We start from the raw sequence: 17,079 nt of genomic DNA, 5'->3' as shown, positions 1-17,079 counted from the left end.
CCTGCAGATTTTGCGGTGCGGCATTCGCGGGCAAGCCCGCTCCCACAGAGATATGCATCTACTGTGGGAGCGGGCTTGCCCGCGAATCAGAACGACACCGTTCGCAGATCCTTGCTTCAGTCTTCCAGCAGCTCTTCGGCGGTGCCCAGAATGTTCTCCAGGGTGAAGCCGAACTCCTCGAACAGTGCGCTGGCCGGAGCCGATTCACCGTAAGTGGTCATGCCGATGATACGACCTTCCAGGCCGACGTACTTGTACCAGAAGTCGGCGTGGGCAGCTTCGATGGCGATGCGCGCACCGACTTCCAGCGGCAACACGGACTGCTTGTAGGCGGCGTCCTGGGCGTCGAACACACTGGTGCTCGGCATCGACACGACGCGCACCTTGCGGCCCTGCTCGGTCAGCTTGGCGAACGCCTGAACAGCCAGGCCCACTTCGGAACCGGTGGCGATCAGGATCAGCTCAGGCTCGCCGGCGCAGTCTTTCAGCACGTAACCGCCACGGGCGATATCGGCGATCTGCTGGTTGTCGCGGTCCTGGTGCTGCAGGTTCTGGCGCGAGAAGATCAGCGCCGACGGGCCGTCCTTGCGCTCCAAAGCGTGCTTCCAGGACACCGCCGATTCAACGGCGTCGGCTGGGCGCCAGGTGTCCAGGTTCGGCGTGCTGCGCAGGCTGCTCAGCTGCTCGATCGGCTGGTGAGTCGGGCCGTCTTCGCCCAGGCCGATGGAGTCGTGGGTGTACACATGGATCACGCGCTGTTTCATCAGGGCGGACATGCGTACGGCGTTGCGGGCGTATTCCATGAACATCAGGAAGGTCGCGCCGTAAGGCACCAGGCCGCCGTGCAGGGCGACGCCGTTCATGATGGCGGTCATGCCGAACTCGCGCACGCCGTAGTACATGTAGTTGCCGTTGGCATCTTCATGGCTGACGCCCTTGCAACCTTTCCACAGGGTCAGGTTGGAACCGGCCAGGTCGGCCGAGCCGCCGAGCAGTTCCGGCAGCAGCGGGCCGAAGGCGTTCAGGGTGTTCTGGCTGGCCTTGCGGCTGGCGATGGTTTCGCCCTTGGCAGCCACTTCAGCGATGTAGGCAGCGGCTTTTTCAGCGAAGTCGGCCGGCAACTCGCCGCCCAGACGGCGCTTGAGCTCACCAGCCAGCTCAGGGAAAGCTGCTGCGTAGGCGTCGAAGCGTTTGTTCCACTCGGCTTCGGCCTTGGCGCCAGCTTCCTTGGCATCCCACTCGGCGTAGATGTCAGCCGGCACTTCGAACGGGCCGTGGTTCCAGTTCAGCTCTTTGCGGGCCAGGGCGATTTCGTCGTTGCCCAGTGGCGCACCGTGGCAGTCTTCCTTGCCCTGCTTGTTCGGCGAGCCGAAACCGATGATGGTCTTGCAGCAGATCAGGGTCGGACGGTCGCTCTTGCGCGCGGTCTCGATGGCGGTGCGGATCTCGTCGGCGTCGTGGCCGTTGACGTTACGGATCACCAGCCAGTTGTACGACTCGAAACGCTTCGGCGTGTCGTCGGTGAACCAGCCTTCGACTTCACCGTCGATGGAGATGCCGTTGTCGTCGTAGAAGGCAACCAGCTTGTTCAGGCCCAGGGTGCCGGCCAGCGAGGCGACTTCGTGCGAGATGCCTTCCATCATGCAGCCGTCGCCGAGGAACACGTAGGTGTTGTGGTCGACGATGTTGTGGCCTTCACGGTTGAACTGGGCGCCCAGTACCTTTTCTGCCAGGGCGAAGCCCACGGCGTTGGCCAGCCCCTGGCCCAGCGGGCCGGTGGTGGTCTCGACGCCTGGGGTGTAGCCGAACTCGGGGTGGCCCGGGGTGCGGCTGTGCAGCTGGCGGAACGACTTGAGGTCGTCGACGGTGACGTCATAGCCAGTCAGGTGCAGCAGCGAGTAGATCAGCATCGAACCGTGGCCGTTGGACAGCACGAAGCGGTCGCGATCGGCGAAGTTCGGGTTGCTCGGGTTGTGCTTCAGATAGTCGCGCCAAAGCACTTCGGCGATATCCGCCATGCCCATGGGGGCACCTGGGTGGCCGCTGTTGGCCTTTTGCACGGCATCCATGCTGAGGGCACGAATGGCGTTGGCACGTTCACGACGGCTGGGCATCGCTTATCTCCTGGGGCTTGAATAGGTGGTGTAACGAAAAAGGCGGCCATTTTCCCCCACTGGGGGGCTGGGGGCAATGTCGGATGGTCACACTTGGGCGTTTTTCCTGTGATTGGCGGCCAATGCGGCGGAAAAACCGCTGAACGCACCCGCCCATCAGTCAATATCAAAACTTTTTGATATTGATCTTGCCAGCGCCACGATGGCTGCCTAGACTGCCGCGTCATGAACCTTCGTGCGCAACCGATCCCTCAGCAAAGCGACACCCTGGCTGCCCTGTGCAAAGCCAGTGGCGACGAGCTGCGCCTGAACGTTTTGCGCGCCCTGGCCAGTGACTCCTTCGGCGTACTGGAGCTGGCGCAGATTTTTGACATCGGCCAGTCGGGCATGAGCCACCACCTCAAGGTGCTGGCCCAGGCCGAGCTGGTGGCCACGCGCCGCGAAGGCAATGCGATCTTCTACCGCCGCGCCCTGCCCGACAGCCACCGCCTGGGCGGCCGCCTGCACACGGCGCTGCTCGAAGAGGTCGACGACCTGACGCTGGCGCAGGACGTACAGGCGCGCATCGCCCAGGTCCAACAGCGCCGCGCCGCCACCAGCCAAGACTTTTTCCTGCGTGTGGAAGAGAAATTCCGCGCCCAGCAGGACCTCATCGCCGGCCTGCCGCAATACCGCGAAAGCCTGCTGGCCCTGCTCGACACCCTGAATTTCGAACCGACCGCCAGCGCGCTGGAAGTCGGCCCCGGCGACGGCGGTTTTCTGCCCGACCTGGCCCGGCGCTTTGCCGCCGTCACGGCCCTGGACAACAGCCCGACCATGCTCGAGCTGGCGCGCCAGGTGTGCGAACGCGAACGCCTGGATAATGTAAACCTGCAGTTGGCCGATGCACTGGGTGCAACGGATGTGGAAGCCGACTGCGTAGTGCTGAACATGGTCCTGCACCATTTCAGCGACCCGGCCCTGGCCCTGCGCCAGTTGGCCAAACGGGTGAAGGCGGGCGGCAGCCTGCTGGTCACCGAACTGTGCAGCCATGACCAGGGGTGGGCGCGGGAAGCCTGCGGCGACCTCTGGCTGGGCTTCGAACAGGACGACCTGGCCCGTTGGGCCAACGCTGCCGGGCTGGCCCCGGGGGACAGCCTCTATGTGGGCTTGCGTAACGGTTTCCAGATCCAGGTCCGCCATTTTCAGCGGACGGCTGGCGACACACAACATCGGTAAATTTTAGGAACCCGTCGAGATGAGCGAATACTCCCTTTTCACCTCCGAGTCCGTGTCCGAAGGGCATCCGGACAAGATCGCCGACCAGATTTCGGACGCGGTCCTGGATGCCATCATCACCCAGGACAAATACGCCCGCGTGGCGTGTGAAACCCTGGTCAAGACCGGTGTCGCCATCATCGCCGGCGAAGTCACCACCTCGGCCTGGGTCGACCTGGAAGAGCTGGTACGTAAAGTCATTATCGACATCGGCTACAACAGCTCCGACGTCGGCTTCGACGGTGCCACCTGCGCCGTGATGAACATCATCGGCAAGCAGTCGGTCGACATCGCCCAAGGCGTCGACCGCTCCAAGCCGGAAGACCAGGGCGCTGGCGACCAGGGCCTGATGTTCGGCTATGCCAGCAACGAAACCGACGTGCTGATGCCAGCGCCGATCTGCTTCTCGCACCGCCTGGTCGAGCGCCAGGCCGAAGCGCGCAAGTCCGGCCTGCTGCCGTGGCTGCGCCCGGACGCCAAGTCGCAGGTCACCTGCCGCTACGAGAACGGCAAGGTTGTCGGCATCGACGCCATCGTGCTGTCGACCCAGCACAACCCTGAAGTGTCGCAAAAAGACCTGCAGGAAGCGGTGATGGAGCTGATCGTCAAGCACACCCTGCCGGCCGAACTGCTGCACAAGGACACCCAGTACCACATCAACCCGACCGGCAACTTCATCATCGGTGGCCCGGTGGGTGACTGTGGCCTGACCGGCCGCAAGATCATCGTCGACTCCTACGGCGGCATGGCCCGTCACGGCGGCGGCGCGTTCTCCGGCAAGGACCCGTCCAAGGTCGACCGTTCCGCCGCCTACGCCGGCCGTTACGTGGCCAAGAACATTGTCGCCGCAGGCCTGGCCGAGCGTTGCGAGATCCAGGTGTCCTACGCCATCGGCGTCGCTCAGCCGACTTCCATCTCGATCAACACCTTCGGCACCGGCAAGGTCTCCGACGACAAGATCATCCAGCTGGTGCGCGAGTGCTTCGACCTGCGTCCTTACGCCATCACCAAGATGCTCGACCTGCTGCACCCGATGTACCAGGAAACCGCTGCCTACGGCCACTTCGGCCGCACCCCGCAGCAGAAGACTGTCGGCGACGACACCTTCACCACCTTCACCTGGGAACGCACCGACCGCGCCCAGTCGCTGCGTGACGCTGCCGGTCTGTAAGTTTTCCTACAGCGGTAAATGAAAGCCCTTGCCGAGTGATCGGCAGGGGCTTTTTTGTGACATATCGGCTGACAACTGCGCCGCGCATGAGCAGCTTCACTTGCCTAGGCTGAGGCTTCCCCCTGCCACGCAAGGATGCTGGCCATGCCGTTCATGCTGCTGATGCTGATGCTGTTACTGCCCGCCACTGCCCGTGCCGCCGAGTGCCCAGCCTGGTCGCCGGCGCGGGCTAACGCGGAGGTCACCCGGCTGCGCGATACCCTTGGCCTATGGGACGACCACTACCATCGCCTGGGCGAGCCCTTGGTCGCCGATGAGCTGTACGATCAAAGCCGCCAGCGCCTGGTGCACCTGCAACGCTGCTTCGGACTCGCAGGCGAACTGGATTCGCTGGCCAGTGCACGCGGCCCCATTACACACCCCATTGCACACACGGGCGTCGAAAAACTGCCTGACGCCAAGGCCGTCACCCACTGGCTGGCTGGCAAGCAAGGCGTGTGGCTGCAGCCGAAGGTCGATGGTGTTGCGGTCACGCTGATCTATCGCCAAGGCCGCTTGGTGCGGCTGCTCAGCCGCGGCAATGGTATCCAGGGGCATGACTGGAGCCGCCATATCCAGGTGCTGGGCAGCATCAACCGGCAATTGCCGAAACCGTTGGACCTGGTGCTGCAAGGGGAGTTGTACCTGCGCCAGGAGGGGCATGTGCAAGCTCAGGCTGGTAGCGCCAATGCCCGTGGAAACGTGGCCGGGCTGCTGGCGCGCAAGCAGCTTGGCCGTGAACAGGGCGCAAGCATTGGGTTGTTCGTCTGGGACTGGCCGCAAGGGCCCGACAATCAAGCCGAACGACTCGCGCAGTTGGCCGCCTTGGGCTTCCCCGACAGCCAGCGCTACAGCACCGCCATCACCTCCTTGGACGAGGCTGCGCACTGGCGTCTGCACTGGTATCGCAAACCGTTGCCCTTCGCCACCGACGGCGTGATCCTGCGCCAGGACAGCCGGCCTGCCGCCGAACGCTGGCAAGCCAACGCCCCCTATTGGATCGTCGCCTGGAAATACCCCTTCGCCCAGGCGTTGGCACACGTGCGTGACGTGCGCTTTCTCATCGGCCGCACCGGCAAGGTCACGCCGTTGCTCAAGCTGCAGCCGGTCACCCTGGACGACCGGCGGATCAGCCAGGTCAGCCTCGGCTCCATCGCGCGCTGGCACGCGCTGGACATTCGCCCCGGCGACCAGGTAGCGATCAGCCTTGCCGGGCTGACCATCCCCCGCTTCGACCAAGTGGTCCACCGCGCCGCCGAACGCCAGCCACTGCCAGTCCCCGAGGCCGGGCGATATGGCCTGCACAGCTGCTGGCAAGCCAGCGAGGGCTGTGAGGAGCAGTTCATTGCCCGCCTGGCCTGGCTTGGCGGCAAGCAGGGGCTGGCCATGCCGGGCGCCGGCCCGGGTACCTGGCGACGGCTGGTTCAAGCGGGGCGGGTAACGACGATGACAGACTGGTTGACGCTCGATGCCGAACATCTGCAAGCAGTGCCCGGCATCAGCGAAGCAACAGCCAGCAAGCTGCTGCGCAGTTTCGCCATTGCCCGCAGCCGGCCCTTCGACCAGTGGCTCAAGGGGCTTGGCGTGCCAGCGCCCAGTAATGTCCCACCGAATGAACACTGGCCTGCACTCGCCAGCCGGTCTGCCAGCGACTGGCAAGCCCTGCCCGGCATCGGTGCAACACGCGCCAGGCAACTCGCAGGTTTCTTTGCCAGCGCTGAAGTACAGGGCATAGCCACACGACTGGGAAACAGTGGGATCGACGGTTTTCAAATGACCGAGCAAGCCCAATCGCAATAGCTGAGGGCAGAACCTGCACGCGGTATTGCTCAATATCAGCCTGAAAAACCGACCAAGGGTTTATAAATCGGCAAAACCAAGGCAGGATTTCCCCACTTTTTGCTGCCCCGCCCCTTCGAGGAGGCTTTTCATGAAACGACTTTCCGCCCTTTTTCTGCTGGCAACGCTCGCGCTGTCGGCGCACGCCGTGCAAGCCGCCGAAGACCAACCTGGCCTGACCGGTTGCGCCGCCAAACGCCAAGCCATCAGCGAGCAGATCGAACAGGCCAAGGCGCACAACAACAGTGAGCAGCAGGCTGGCCTGGATAAGGCCCTGAGCGAAGTGGATGCGAACTGCACCGATGCAAGCTTGCGCAAAGAGCGTGAACAGAAGGTGCTGGAGGCGCGCCACGAGGTCAACCAGCGTACCAAGGACCTGGACAAGGCGATGAAGAAGGGCGACCCAGAGCGCATCAACAAGCGCAAAGACAAACTCGCCGAGGCAAAAAAGGAACTGCAGGAAGCCGTTGACGATCTGGAGCGTTGACAGCGCGGTCCTACTCAACTTGGTTTGTAGGACTTATCTGAAATTACCCGATGAAGGGTTCACTCAATTGTAGGGAAGGGGCAGTATCGCGGCGCTTAAGGCCACATGCCCCTACAAGGAGGCTCCTATGAAATTCGTTTCTTGCACAGTCATGTTTGCCGTTCTCGGCCTGGGCGCATCCGTTGCTCAGGCCGCCCAGCCCACCCCAGGCTTGACCGGTTGCGCCGCCAAGCGCAGCGCCATCGAAAATCAGCTGCAATATGCCAAGGCGCACAATAACTCGGGGCAAATCCGCGGCCTGGAAAAGGCCCTGCAGGAAGCCACCGAGCACTGCACCGATGCAGGCTTGAAGGAAGAGCGCGAGCAAAAAGTGCGCAAGGCCGAAGCGGAAGTCAAAGAGCGTGAAGCGGACCTGAAACAGGCACAGGCAAAAGGCGATTCGAGCAAGGTCGCCAAGCGCGAAAAGAAGCTGACCGAATCGAAGGCAGAGCTTGAAGCCGCGAAAGCGGAACTGAGCCAGTGACCTGAGGCATCAATTACGCACTGCCGCCAGTGGCCCGCGAACCACTGGCTGGCGCCTCAGTGATTTCGAAACTCCGTGTGGCAGGCCTTGCAGGCTGCCTCGACCTTGTCCATGGGTGCCTTGAGCACCGCCGCGTCCAACGGCTGCTTGCGTGTCACCGTCAGCAGCTCGCCTGTCACCCCTTCCAACGCTTGCGCCAAGTCATGAAAGCGCGTCTGGCGCTCCCAGACCTCAGGCCGCGCACTGCTCTCACCGTCATCTTTTACCTGCGGGAAGTGCTGCCAAGGCGCATGGGCCAGGCCATCGAGCGTCTTGGCGCCCTCGGCGAATTTCGCTCCATCGAACGGCAACCGCCCCCGTAGCATGCCACCCATGTCTTCGCTGGTCCTGAGCATCTGCTTGAAGATCGCCTTGCGCTGCCCCAAGGGTGAGTTAGGATCGACACGGTCGCAGGCCACCAGGGTCAGGCTGATCAGCAGTACGGCGGTGAAACATTTGAACATCACGGTCACATTGGCAGCCCAAGGGGGCCACAGTATCCTCGCCTGCTCGACAAAGACCAATACCCTTACGAACACTATGGGCAGCTTTCATCTGCTGCCCCCCAAGGATTCAGCCATGAAATCTGCTCTGCGCCATCTCGCCTGGGCGCTGCCGGCCCTGGCCTTGCTGGCCGGCTGCAACGGCGGCGAAAGCGCCAAGCCCGAACCCCATGCCATCGCCACTTATGCCCCGGCAGCCTGGACCGACCTGCCCAGCGTCAGCGACAGCGACCTGCTGGCGGGTTTCGACGCCTGGCGCGTGGGCTGTGAAAAGCTCAAGCGTGACCCGGTGTGGGCCGCGACATGCGAAGCGGCGCTGCCGATCGCGCTGGAGGCGCCCCAGGTGCGCAGCTTCCTGCAACAGCAACTTCAGGTCTATGGCCTGCGCTCGGCTGAGAACAACGCCACCGGCCTGATCACCGGCTATTACGAGCCGGTCTACCCCGGCAGCCTGAAACGCACCGATGCAGCCCAAGTGCCAGTGTATGGCATCCCGGACGACATGATCGTGGTCGACCTGGCCAGCGTTTACCCCGAACTCAAGGGCAAGCGCCTGCGCGGGCGCCTTGACGGTCGCGTGCTCAAGCCCTACGACACCGCCGAAGTGATCTACCGTGACGGCGCCAAAGCCCCCGTACTGGCATGGCTGACCGACCCCATGGACCTGCAATTCCTGCAGATCCAGGGCTCCGGGCGGGTCGCACTGGAAAATGGCCGGCAACTGCGCCTGGGTTATGCCGACCAGAATGGCCACCCCTACCGGCCAATCGGCCGCTGGCTGATCGAGCAGGGCCAGTTGAAGAAGGAAGACGTGAGCATGGGCGCCATTCATGCCTGGGCCCAGGCCAACCCACAACGGGTACCGGAGCTGCTGGCCAGCAACCCCAGCTATGTATTCTTCAGCACCCGCCCGGACAGCAACGAAGGTCCGCGCGGTTCGCTCAACGTGCCGCTGACCGCGGGCTACAGCGTGGCCATCGACCGCAAGGTGATTCCGCTGGGCAGCTTGCTGTGGCTGTCGACCTCACGCCCGGACGGCACGCCAGTGGTGCGGCCGGTGGGCGCCCAGGACACCGGCGGTGCAATTACCGGCGAGGTGCGCGCCGACCTGTTCTGGGGCACCGGGCCTGAGGCCGGTGAACTGGCGGGCAACATGAAGCAGCAGGGGCAGATCTGGATGCTTTGGCCTAAAGGCAAACCGCTGCCTGAAGTGCCGAAAGTACCCTGATTCTGCTGTGACCCTTTCGCGGGCAAGCCCGCGAAAGGAACCACTCGGCTTCAGACCGAAATGACAAAGAACGCGACGATCAACGCCAACCCGGCAAACCACACCAGCGAGCGCAACGCCGCCCAGTCAGCCAGGTAGCAGATGATGTACAGCAGCCGGCTGGTGATGTACATCACCCCCAGCACATCCTGTGTTACCTGTTCGGCATTGCCGACGATGTCGGCTACCAGCACCGCCGCCGCGAACGCCGGAAACGCCTCATAGCTATTCTGCTGCGCGGCATGCGCGCGACGCGGCAAGCCCGACAGCGTGTCGAGGAAAGCACGCGGATCGTGATTGTCCTTCAGGCCGAAACGGCCACTGCTGACCTTGGCGATCAATGCGCAAAGTGGCGGCAGGAGCAGGGCAAACAGGATGCACCACAGGGCGACGGTCATGGACAGGACTCCTTGTTCAATCGAAAGGTTAGAGCTTCATCACCAGCATGCCTGCCAGCACCAGCCCGCAAGCTAGGAGTCTTGGCCCGCCAAAAGGTTCTTTGAGGTAGCGCATGCCCAGCAGCACCACCAGGATCACGCTCAACTCACGCAGGGCGGCTGCTTCAGCCACCGAACCCAGGTGCATGCCCCACAGCACCAGCGCGTAGCTGAACAACACGCAAAACCCCACGGCCAACCCCAAACGCCATTGCGTGCGCCAGAACAGCACGAACGGCGCCCGCCGTGCCACGCTGGCCAGCAGCGGAAAAGGCCAAGCACTGAGCAGCGTCAGCCACACCAGGTAATCCCAAGGCTTGCCCCACAGCCGCACGGCCTGCCCGTCGAACCAGGTGTAACAGCCAATGCACAGGCCGATCAGCGCCACCACCGGCAGCATCGACCAGGGCAACCGATCCCCCCCACCGCCCTGCCAGAGCAGGCACGCCATGCCACAAGGGATGAGCAGGATGCCGATGATCTGCTGCTGGCTGAGCGACTCGCCGGCGAACGCCAGGGTCAGCCCCAGCACCACCAGCGGCGACAAGCCGCGCATCAGAGGATAGACCAGCCCCAGATCACCGACCCGATACGCCTGGATCAACAGGTAGCGGTACAACTGCTCCGCCAATGCCGAGGCGATCAGCCAAGGCCAGATATCGGCAGGTGGCAGGTCGACGAAGGCCACGGCGAGCACGGCAAACGCCAGCGCCACCAGGTCCATGCTGGCAATCACCAAAAGGCGCTCGCCGCTGAATTTGATCAGGGTGTTCCAGGTCGCGTGCAGCAGGGCGGCGACCAATACCAGGGAAGTTGCCAACACGCCTTCAGGTCCTTGTGACGTTATCAGGCCGAGCATATAGCGTTGCAGGGCCCCTTGCGCGCCCTGAATGACATGGAACGAATCCAGGCAATTCAGTCAAAGGTGTGTCCCGAGCCCCTCGCCAGGTCATCAAAGAACTGCCCGAGCCATTCGGGTTACGACTTGGAAGCCATTTTTACAGGATTTGGGATGCTTGAATTAGTTGCCGCGTTTATCTGCCTGACCACCCTCCTCACCTACGTAAACTACCGTTTCATCGGCCTGCCACCCGCCATCGGCGTGATGGTCACGGCGCTATTGTTCTCGCTGATGCTGCAGGGGCTGAGCCTGATTGGCTTCCCTGGCCTGGAAGAACGCGTCGAAGGGCTGATGAACCAGATCGATTTCAATGACCTGCTGATGCACTGGATGCTGGCGTTCCTGCTGTTCGCCGGCGCGCTGCACGTCAACCTCACCGACCTGCGCAGCTACCGTTGGCCGATCGGGCTGCTGGCGACGATCGGGGTACTGATCGCCACCGTAGTGATCGGCTACCTGTCGCACTGGGTGTTCGCCATGTTCGGCTGGCAGGTGCCACTGATCTATTGCCTGCTGTTCGGCGCACTGATCTCCCCCACCGACCCGATTGCCGTGCTCGGCGCACTGCGCACCGCCAACGCCTCCAAACCGCTGAAGACCACCATTGTCGGCGAGTCGCTGTTCAACGACGGCACTGCAGTGGTGGTGTTCACCGTGCTGCTCGGCATCATCCAGCTGGGTGAAACACCGAGCATCACCGACACGGCCATCCTGTTCGCCCGTGAAGCCATCGGCGGCGTGGTGTTCGGCGGCCTGATCGGCTATGCCACGTACCGCATGATCAAGAGCGTCGAGCAGTACCAGGTTGAGGTCATGCTGACGCTGGCGCTGGTCATCGGCGGCTCGGCGATGTGCTACGAGCTGCATGTTTCGGCACCGATCGCGATGGTCGTGGCCGGCCTGATCATCGGTAACCTGGGGCGCAACCTGGCGATGAACGACATGACCCGTCGCTACATGGACGGGTTCTGGGAGCTGATCGATGACATGCTCAATGCCTTGCTGTTCGCCCTGATCGGCCTGGAGCTGTTACTGCTGCCGTTCAACTGGTTGCACCTGGCCGCAGGCAGTGTGCTGGCACTGGCGGTGCTGCTGTCGCGGCTGTTGACCGTGGCCCCGGCGATCGTGTTGCTGCGCCGCTGGCGCAGCGTGCCCAAGGGCACCATTCGGGTACTGACCTGGGGTGGTTTGCGCGGCGGCGTATCGGTAGCGCTGGCACTGTCGCTGCCGCTGGGTGAGGAACGTGACCTGCTGCTGTCGATCACCTACATCGTGGTGCTTTCGTCGATCCTGGTGCAGGGCTTGAGCGTTGGCCGGGTGGTCCGCAAGGTCAGCGCCCAGCCTTGAAAACAAAGGGGCCGCGATGCGGCCCCAACGTCGTCACTCAACCGCGCTGTCCGGGAACTGGTCCTGAACGTACTTGATCTCGGTGCGCCCATGGGCCGCCGGCTGGCCATCCTCGCCCAGGTTGACGAAGACCATCTTGTCGACGGTCAGGATGCTCTTGCGAGTGATCTTGTTACGCACTTCGCACTTGAGGGTGATCGAGGTGCGGCCGAATTCGGTGGCCGTGATGCCCAGTTCGATGATGTCGCCCTGGCGCGAGGCGCTGACGAAGTTGATCTCCGACATGTACTTGGTCACCACGCGCTGGTTGCCGAGCTGGACGATGGCGTAGATCGCCGCCTCTTCGTCGATCCAGCGCAACAGGCTGCCGCCGAACAGCGTACCGTTGGGGTTGAGGTCTTCGGGTTTAACCCATTTGCGGGTGTGAAAGTTCATCTGTACTCCTGACCTGCTTGGCTAACGTGGAGTAATGATGGCAGAGCGGCCGCCAGCGCTCCATTGAACATCGACTATCGTCGCGATAAATCGACAGAAAGCCTTGGGTGTGTCACACGGCCAAGGCTATAATCGCTGCCGTTTTACATGGCTGCCCACAGCGGCACCATGCCCGCCACCCATCCGAGGGGCGCTGCAGCAGGGTCACCCTGTCAGGCTCGGATGGGGCGTTGTCCGCTCTTGCGGGCGCTTAACGCACAACGGCGCCCATTCGCACACTACGAATGGAGGCTCTCATGAGCGCTGTAAACACGCCTGCAGGTTTTACCGATTTCAAAGTCGCCGACATCTCCCTGGCCGCCTGGGGCCGTCGCGAAACCATCATCGCCGAATCGGAAATGCCTGCGCTGATGGGCCTGCGTCGCAAGTACCTGACTGAGCAGCCGCTCAAGGGTGCGAAGATCCTGGGCTGCATCCACATGACCATTCAGACTGCCGTGCTGATCGAAACCCTGGTTGCCCTGGGTGCCGAGGTGCGCTGGTCGTCCTGCAACATCTTCTCCACCCAGGACCAAGCCGCTGCCTCCATCGCCGCCGCCGGTATCCCGGTCTTCGCCTGGAAAGGTGAAACCGAGGAAGAGTACGAGTGGTGCCTGGAGCAGACCATCCTCAAGGATGGCCAGCCTTGGGACGCCAACATGATCCTCGACGACGGCGGCGACCTGACCGAGCTGCTGCACAAGAAGTACCCGGCCGTGCTGGACCGCGTCCACGGCGTGACCGAAGAGACCACCACGGGCGTGCACCGCCTGCTGGACATGCTGGCCAAAGGCGAGCTGAAAGTCCCGGCGATCAACGTCAACGACTCGGTCACCAAGAGCAAGAACGACAACAAGTACGGCTGCCGTCACAGCCTGAATGACGCCATCAAGCGCGGCACCGACCACCTGCTGTCGGGCAAGCAAGCCCTGGTGATCGGCTACGGTGACGTGGGCAAGGGTTCGGCCCAGTCGCTGCGTCAGGAAGGCATGATCGTCAAGGTCACCGAAGTTGACCCGATCTGCGCCATGCAGGCCTGCATGGACGGCTTCGAGCTGGTCTCGCCGTTCATCGACGGCATCAACGACGGCACCGAAGCCAGCATCGACAAGGCCCTGCTGGGCAAGATCGACCTGATCGTCACCACCACCGGTAACGTCAACGTCTGCGATGCCAACATGCTCAAGGCCCTGAAGAAGCGCGCCGTGGTTTGCAACATCGGCCACTTCGACAACGAGATCGACACCGCCTTCATGCGCAAGCACTGGGCCTGGGAAGAGGTCAAGCCGCAGGTGCACAAGATCCACCGTACCGGCGCTGGCGACTTCGACCCGCAGAACGACGACTACCTGATCCTGCTGGCCGAAGGCCGCCTGGTGAACCTGGGTAACGCCACTGGCCACCCAAGCCGCATCATGGACGGTTCGTTCGCCAACCAGGTACTGGCGCAGATCTTCCTGTTCGAGCAGAAGTACGCCGACCTGTCGGCCGAGAAGAAAGCCGAGCGCCTGACCGTTGAAGTGCTGCCGAAGAAACTCGACGAAGAAGTGGCCCTGGAAATGGTCCGCGGCTTCGGCGGCGTGGTCACCCAGCTGACCAAGCAGCAAGCCGATTACATCGGTGTGACTGTCGAAGGCCCGTTCAAGCCGCACGCCTACCGCTACTAAGCGACAAGCGCCGGGCGGCATGCCGCCTGGCGCTTGTAGTCGTTGAATCTTGATCGATGCCCAAGCCAGGCCGGCCCCCACCGCCCTGGCTTTTACTTGCAGCATGCGGCCCACGGCTTGCAGCTGAGGAAACAGAGATGTCACAAGAACGCCGCTACAGTTTCGAATTCTTCCCGACCAAGACCGATGCCGGTCACGAAAAGCTGATGGGCGTTGCCCGCCAGCTGGCCACCTACAACCCGGACTTCTTCTCCTGCACCTACGGTGCCGGTGGCTCTACCCGGGACCGCACGCTGAACACCGTGCTGCAGCTGGAAAGCGAAGTTAAGGTGCCAGCTGCCCCACACCTGTCGTGCGTCGGCGATACCAAAGAAGAACTGCGCGCGCTGCTGGCGCAGTACCAGGCTGCCGGCATCCGACGCATCGTCGCCCTGCGTGGCGACCTGCCGTCGGGCATGGGCATGGCCAGCGGCGAGCTGCGCTACGCCAGCGACTTGGTCGAGTTCATCCGCCAGGAAACCGGTGACCACTTCCACCTGGAAGTTGCCGCTTATCCGGAAATGCACCCGCAAGCGCGTAACTTCGAGGTCGACCTGGCCAACTTCGTGCACAAGGTCAAGGCCGGTGCCGACAGCGCCATCACCCAGTACTTCTTCAACGCCGACAGCTACTTCTACTTCGTCGAGCGTGCGCAGAAGCTGGGCGTGGATATTCCTGTAGTGCCCGGCATCATGCCGATCACCAACTACAGCAAGCTGGCGCGCTTTTCCGACGCCTGCGGCGCAGAAATCCCGCGCTGGATCCGCAAGCAGCTGGAAGCTTATGGCGACGATACCGCCAGCATCCAGGCCTTCGGTGAAGAAGTGATCACCCGCATGTGCGAACAACTGCTGCAAGGCGGCGCGCCGGGGCTGCACTTCTACACCCTGAACCAGGCAGACGCGAGCCTGGCGATCTGGAACAACCTGAAGCTTCCTCGCTGAAACTTTTTGGTAAAGTCCCGTTCAGAAATACTTAAGGCTTTAGTCATAGACTAAGGCCTTATTTCTTTCTGGTTCAAACAGGTCTTGCCTGCCATGCAGCATCTCTCGCCATCGCGCCCTCAGCTGGTCTACCTGGCCTTCGGCCCGGCCACGTATCACCAGGAAGCCTGTTTCAGCATCGTCAGCGCCCTGGCGCACCTGGACGCGTCTGCCGGCGAGGCTATGGATATCCAGGTCTATACCGATAACGCGGCCCCCTATGAAAGGCTGCCGGTGACCGTCCACCTGCTCGACGAAGCCACGCGCAAGGCCTGGAACGAACCTCACGGTTACCATTTCCGCAGCAAGCACGTGCTGATGCGCCAGGTGCTACAGCACTCTCCACTGGCGGTGCTGATCGATACCGATACGTTCTTTCGCACGTCGCCGCTGAAATTGTTCCAGCGGGTCAAGCCCGGCACCCTGCTGTGCAACGCCGTCGGCGGGCGCTACGGCGAAAACCAGAAGTGCCTGCTGTACAAGAACCTGCTGACCATCCTCCAGTCGCGCGGGTTGGCTGATTGCCAGATGCCCTTGGTCAACTCCGGGGTGATCGGCCTCACTGCCGAAGATGCCGGCATACTCGACCACTCCATCTCCATGATGGACGAGTTCCACCCCCTTGCCCGTGCGGCCTATACGCTGGAAGAGTTCTGCCTGGCCGTGGCGGCCTATCGCACACTGGCGCTGGCCGAATGCACCGATGTGATTCACCACTACTGGAGCCGCAAGGCCCAGTTCCGCGCCAAGATCCAGGCCTGGCTGCGCAAGCACGGCGAGCAACCGCTGAGCGCTGAGGCCCTGGCCGATGTGCTGCTAGTGAACGACCAGTTGCCACGGCCACCTACCTTGCAACGCCTGGGCTACAAGGCCTTGAGCCTGACCATGCCGAGCCGCGAGCGGCAGTTCGCCCGCGAGTTGCTGTATGGCTGCTACCCCTACCCTAACGAATTCGACCGCGCCTGCGCCCCGGCCTGGTGGGACAAGGCGCTGGAAAACCTCAATGAACGTTATGGCCGCATGGAGCCTGAGCAGCTGCGCCAGTGCCTGCGCCATCCGGGGCTGCGCCTGTCGCTCGGGGCCCAGCGCAAGGACATCGAAGCCCATCTGTTGCGGGCGTTTCAATCCTGACTTACGCACACTGGCCTTGCCAAAGCCGAGCGCGTAATCTCGCGCCATGCCGCACATCGTCCGTCTCTACTGCATCCTGCTGCTCGCCTGCCTGAGCCCGTTGGCGCAGGGCGAGCGCCTGCGCCTGGTGACCGACGACTGGGCGCCTTATGTGTTCCGGGACGGCGGCCAAACGAAAGGCATCGATTACGAAGTCACCACTGAAGTCTTTAAACGCCTGGGTGTCGAGGTGGAGTGGCAGTTCCTGCCCTGGAAGCGGTGCCTGGCCATGATCGAACAGGGCCACGCGGACGGGGTGATCGATATTTTCAAGGTCGAATCGCGCAAGGCCTACCTGGTCTACCCACTGGAGCCTATGTCGGACGTCGAGTTCGTGCTTTACCAGTCCAGCCGCCGCCGCCATGCCATCAACCAGCTCAGCGACCTCGCCAACCTGACGGTGGGTACCTCGCCGGGCTATGCCTACGGCAGCGAATTCAATGAAGCATCGGGCTTTCGGCGGGAGTCGGCGCCCAGCCACGAAGCCAACTTCGGTAAATTGGCGCTCGGGCGCATCGACGTGCTGGTCACCGACCGCCGGGTGGGGCGCTACCTGCGCCGGCAACTCGGCCTTGATCAGCAGGTCGAGGAACTGCCGTTGGTGATCAGCCGTCAGGCGCAATACCTGGGCCTGGCGCGCAAACCCGGCCGCGAGGCGCTGGCCCAGGCATTTACCCAGGAACTGCGTCGTTTCAAGCAAGAGCCGGCCTTCCTGGCGATAATCGAACGCTACATCGGCGACACCGAGCATCTTCCTGACGCCGTTGAGCAGCAGGAAAGCAGCACGCCGCGATAGCTCTGTTATACTCGGGCCTTCCCGCC

At 62.8% G+C, this 17,079-nt stretch carries 16 protein-coding genes and 1 riboswitch; of the genes, 11 read left to right on the top strand and 5 right to left on the bottom strand.

The window, feature by feature from the left end; all coding sequences use genetic code 11:
* Positions 1 to 116 precede the first annotated feature (116 nt).
* Positions 117 to 2,114 (bottom strand): transketolase, encoded by a 1,998-nt coding sequence (tkt, locus tag ACIPIJ_RS19270; protein WP_401079547.1) that lies wholly within the window; start codon positions 2,112 to 2,114, stop codon positions 117 to 119.
* A gap of 225 nt (positions 2,115 to 2,339) precedes the next feature.
* Here tkt and ACIPIJ_RS19265 point away from each other — a divergent pair, with 225 nt between their 5' ends.
* The 5 genes from ACIPIJ_RS19265 (at position 2,340) to ACIPIJ_RS19245 (ending at position 7,430) form a co-directional block, all read left to right on the top strand.
* Positions 2,340 to 3,332: an ArsR/SmtB family transcription factor gene (locus tag ACIPIJ_RS19265; protein ID WP_401079545.1), complete on the top strand. Its 993-nt coding sequence runs from the start codon at positions 2,340 to 2,342 to the stop codon at positions 3,330 to 3,332.
* 19 nt (positions 3,333 to 3,351) lie between these two features.
* The gene (metK, locus tag ACIPIJ_RS19260; protein ID WP_401079544.1) at positions 3,352 to 4,542 is read left to right on the top strand and encodes a methionine adenosyltransferase; all 1,191 of its coding nucleotides are present in this window, start codon (positions 3,352 to 3,354) and stop codon (positions 4,540 to 4,542) included.
* 144 nt (positions 4,543 to 4,686) lie between these two features.
* Entirely contained in the window at positions 4,687 to 6,381 is a 1,695-nt protein-coding gene (gene ligB / locus ACIPIJ_RS19255) for an NAD-dependent DNA ligase LigB (protein WP_401079542.1), read from the top strand.
* 130 nt (positions 6,382 to 6,511) lie between these two features.
* Positions 6,512 to 6,907: a DUF1090 domain-containing protein gene (locus tag ACIPIJ_RS19250; protein WP_401079540.1), complete on the top strand. Its 396-nt coding sequence runs from the start codon at positions 6,512 to 6,514 to the stop codon at positions 6,905 to 6,907.
* Between the two features lie 127 nt (positions 6,908 to 7,034).
* Positions 7,035 to 7,430 carry a DUF1090 domain-containing protein gene (locus tag ACIPIJ_RS19245; protein ID WP_401079538.1) on the top strand — a complete coding sequence of 132 codons (396 nt, stop codon included), beginning with the start codon at positions 7,035 to 7,037 and terminating at the stop codon, positions 7,428 to 7,430.
* A gap of 56 nt (positions 7,431 to 7,486) precedes the next feature.
* Here the strand turns inward: ACIPIJ_RS19245 and ACIPIJ_RS19240 are convergent, their stop codons facing one another.
* Entirely contained in the window at positions 7,487 to 7,933 is a 447-nt protein-coding gene (locus ACIPIJ_RS19240; RefSeq protein ID WP_401079536.1) for a c-type cytochrome, read from the bottom strand.
* A gap of 115 nt (positions 7,934 to 8,048) precedes the next feature.
* On the opposite strand from ACIPIJ_RS19240, the gene ACIPIJ_RS19235 reads away from it, so the two are divergent.
* Positions 8,049 to 9,200: a murein transglycosylase A gene (locus ACIPIJ_RS19235; RefSeq protein ID WP_401079534.1), complete on the top strand. Its 1,152-nt coding sequence runs from the start codon at positions 8,049 to 8,051 to the stop codon at positions 9,198 to 9,200.
* A gap of 50 nt (positions 9,201 to 9,250) precedes the next feature.
* On the opposite strand, the gene ACIPIJ_RS19230 is transcribed toward ACIPIJ_RS19235, so the two are convergent.
* Positions 9,251 to 9,637: an MAPEG family protein gene (locus ACIPIJ_RS19230; protein WP_401079533.1), complete on the bottom strand. Its 387-nt coding sequence runs from the start codon at positions 9,635 to 9,637 to the stop codon at positions 9,251 to 9,253.
* A gap of 28 nt (positions 9,638 to 9,665) precedes the next feature.
* Entirely contained in the window at positions 9,666 to 10,499 is an 834-nt protein-coding gene (locus tag ACIPIJ_RS19225) for an EamA family transporter (protein WP_401079531.1), read from the bottom strand.
* A gap of 189 nt (positions 10,500 to 10,688) precedes the next feature.
* Between ACIPIJ_RS19225 and ACIPIJ_RS19220 the strand changes: the two genes are divergently transcribed.
* A complete protein-coding gene (locus tag ACIPIJ_RS19220; RefSeq protein WP_401079529.1) occupies positions 10,689 to 11,924 on the top strand; it encodes a cation:proton antiporter in 1,236 nt (411 codons plus the stop codon).
* A gap of 33 nt (positions 11,925 to 11,957) precedes the next feature.
* Here ACIPIJ_RS19220 and ACIPIJ_RS19215 read toward each other — a convergent pair whose 3' ends face one another.
* The gene (locus ACIPIJ_RS19215) at positions 11,958 to 12,359 is read right to left on the bottom strand and encodes an acyl-CoA thioesterase (protein ID WP_012312432.1); all 402 of its coding nucleotides are present in this window, start codon (positions 12,357 to 12,359) and stop codon (positions 11,958 to 11,960) included.
* A 179-nt stretch (positions 12,360 to 12,538) separates the two neighbouring features.
* Positions 12,539 to 12,635: riboswitch (S-adenosyl-L-homocysteine riboswitch) on the top strand.
* Between the two features lie 20 nt (positions 12,636 to 12,655).
* Here ACIPIJ_RS19215 and ahcY point away from each other — a divergent pair.
* The 4 genes from ahcY (at position 12,656) to ACIPIJ_RS19195 (ending at position 17,053) form a co-directional block, all read left to right on the top strand.
* Positions 12,656 to 14,065 carry an adenosylhomocysteinase gene (ahcY, locus tag ACIPIJ_RS19210; RefSeq protein ID WP_401079527.1) on the top strand — a complete coding sequence of 470 codons (1,410 nt, stop codon included), beginning with the start codon at positions 12,656 to 12,658 and terminating at the stop codon, positions 14,063 to 14,065.
* A gap of 137 nt (positions 14,066 to 14,202) precedes the next feature.
* Positions 14,203 to 15,048, top strand: a complete 846-nt coding sequence (gene metF / locus ACIPIJ_RS19205; protein WP_401079525.1) for a methylenetetrahydrofolate reductase [NAD(P)H] — start codon at positions 14,203 to 14,205, stop codon at positions 15,046 to 15,048.
* 93 nt (positions 15,049 to 15,141) lie between these two features.
* Positions 15,142 to 16,218, top strand: a complete 1,077-nt coding sequence (locus ACIPIJ_RS19200) for a hypothetical protein (protein WP_401079523.1) — start codon at positions 15,142 to 15,144, stop codon at positions 16,216 to 16,218.
* A 46-nt stretch (positions 16,219 to 16,264) separates the two neighbouring features.
* Complete coding sequence (locus ACIPIJ_RS19195; protein ID WP_401079521.1) at positions 16,265 to 17,053, top strand: substrate-binding periplasmic protein; 789 nt, start codon at positions 16,265 to 16,267, stop codon at positions 17,051 to 17,053.
* Positions 17,054 to 17,079 lie beyond the last annotated feature (26 nt).

Origin of the sequence: Pseudomonas sp. NPDC087185 (assembly GCF_044744955.1) — a bacterium.
In the GTDB taxonomy this organism is placed as follows: domain Bacteria; phylum Pseudomonadota; class Gammaproteobacteria; order Pseudomonadales; family Pseudomonadaceae; genus Aquipseudomonas.
This window is presented reverse-complemented; position numbering and strand designations above follow the sequence as displayed.

Bases quoted from the DNA above. Each gene is read 5' to 3' on its own strand.
- tkt (WP_401079547.1), bottom strand. From the start codon at position 2,114: ATGCCCAGCCGTCGTGAACGTGCCAACGCCATTCGTGCCCTCAGCATG.
- ACIPIJ_RS19265 (WP_401079545.1), top strand. From the start codon at position 2,340: ATGAACCTTCGTGCGCAACCGATCCCTCAGCAAAGCGACACCCTGGCT.
- metK (WP_401079544.1), top strand. From the start codon at position 3,352: ATGAGCGAATACTCCCTTTTCACCTCCGAGTCCGTGTCCGAAGGGCAT.
- ligB (WP_401079542.1), top strand. From the start codon at position 4,687: ATGCCGTTCATGCTGCTGATGCTGATGCTGTTACTGCCCGCCACTGCC.
- ACIPIJ_RS19250 (WP_401079540.1), top strand. From the start codon at position 6,512: ATGAAACGACTTTCCGCCCTTTTTCTGCTGGCAACGCTCGCGCTGTCG.
- ACIPIJ_RS19245 (WP_401079538.1), top strand. From the start codon at position 7,035: ATGAAATTCGTTTCTTGCACAGTCATGTTTGCCGTTCTCGGCCTGGGC.
- ACIPIJ_RS19240 (WP_401079536.1), bottom strand. From the start codon at position 7,933: ATGTTCAAATGTTTCACCGCCGTACTGCTGATCAGCCTGACCCTGGTG.
- ACIPIJ_RS19235 (WP_401079534.1), top strand. From the start codon at position 8,049: ATGAAATCTGCTCTGCGCCATCTCGCCTGGGCGCTGCCGGCCCTGGCC.
- ACIPIJ_RS19230 (WP_401079533.1), bottom strand. From the start codon at position 9,637: ATGACCGTCGCCCTGTGGTGCATCCTGTTTGCCCTGCTCCTGCCGCCA.
- ACIPIJ_RS19220 (WP_401079529.1), top strand. From the start codon at position 10,689: ATGCTTGAATTAGTTGCCGCGTTTATCTGCCTGACCACCCTCCTCACC.
- ACIPIJ_RS19215 (WP_012312432.1), bottom strand. From the start codon at position 12,359: ATGAACTTTCACACCCGCAAATGGGTTAAACCCGAAGACCTCAACCCC.
- ahcY (WP_401079527.1), top strand. From the start codon at position 12,656: ATGAGCGCTGTAAACACGCCTGCAGGTTTTACCGATTTCAAAGTCGCC.
- metF (WP_401079525.1), top strand. From the start codon at position 14,203: ATGTCACAAGAACGCCGCTACAGTTTCGAATTCTTCCCGACCAAGACC.
- ACIPIJ_RS19200 (WP_401079523.1), top strand. From the start codon at position 15,142: ATGCAGCATCTCTCGCCATCGCGCCCTCAGCTGGTCTACCTGGCCTTC.
- ACIPIJ_RS19195 (WP_401079521.1), top strand. From the start codon at position 16,265: ATGCCGCACATCGTCCGTCTCTACTGCATCCTGCTGCTCGCCTGCCTG.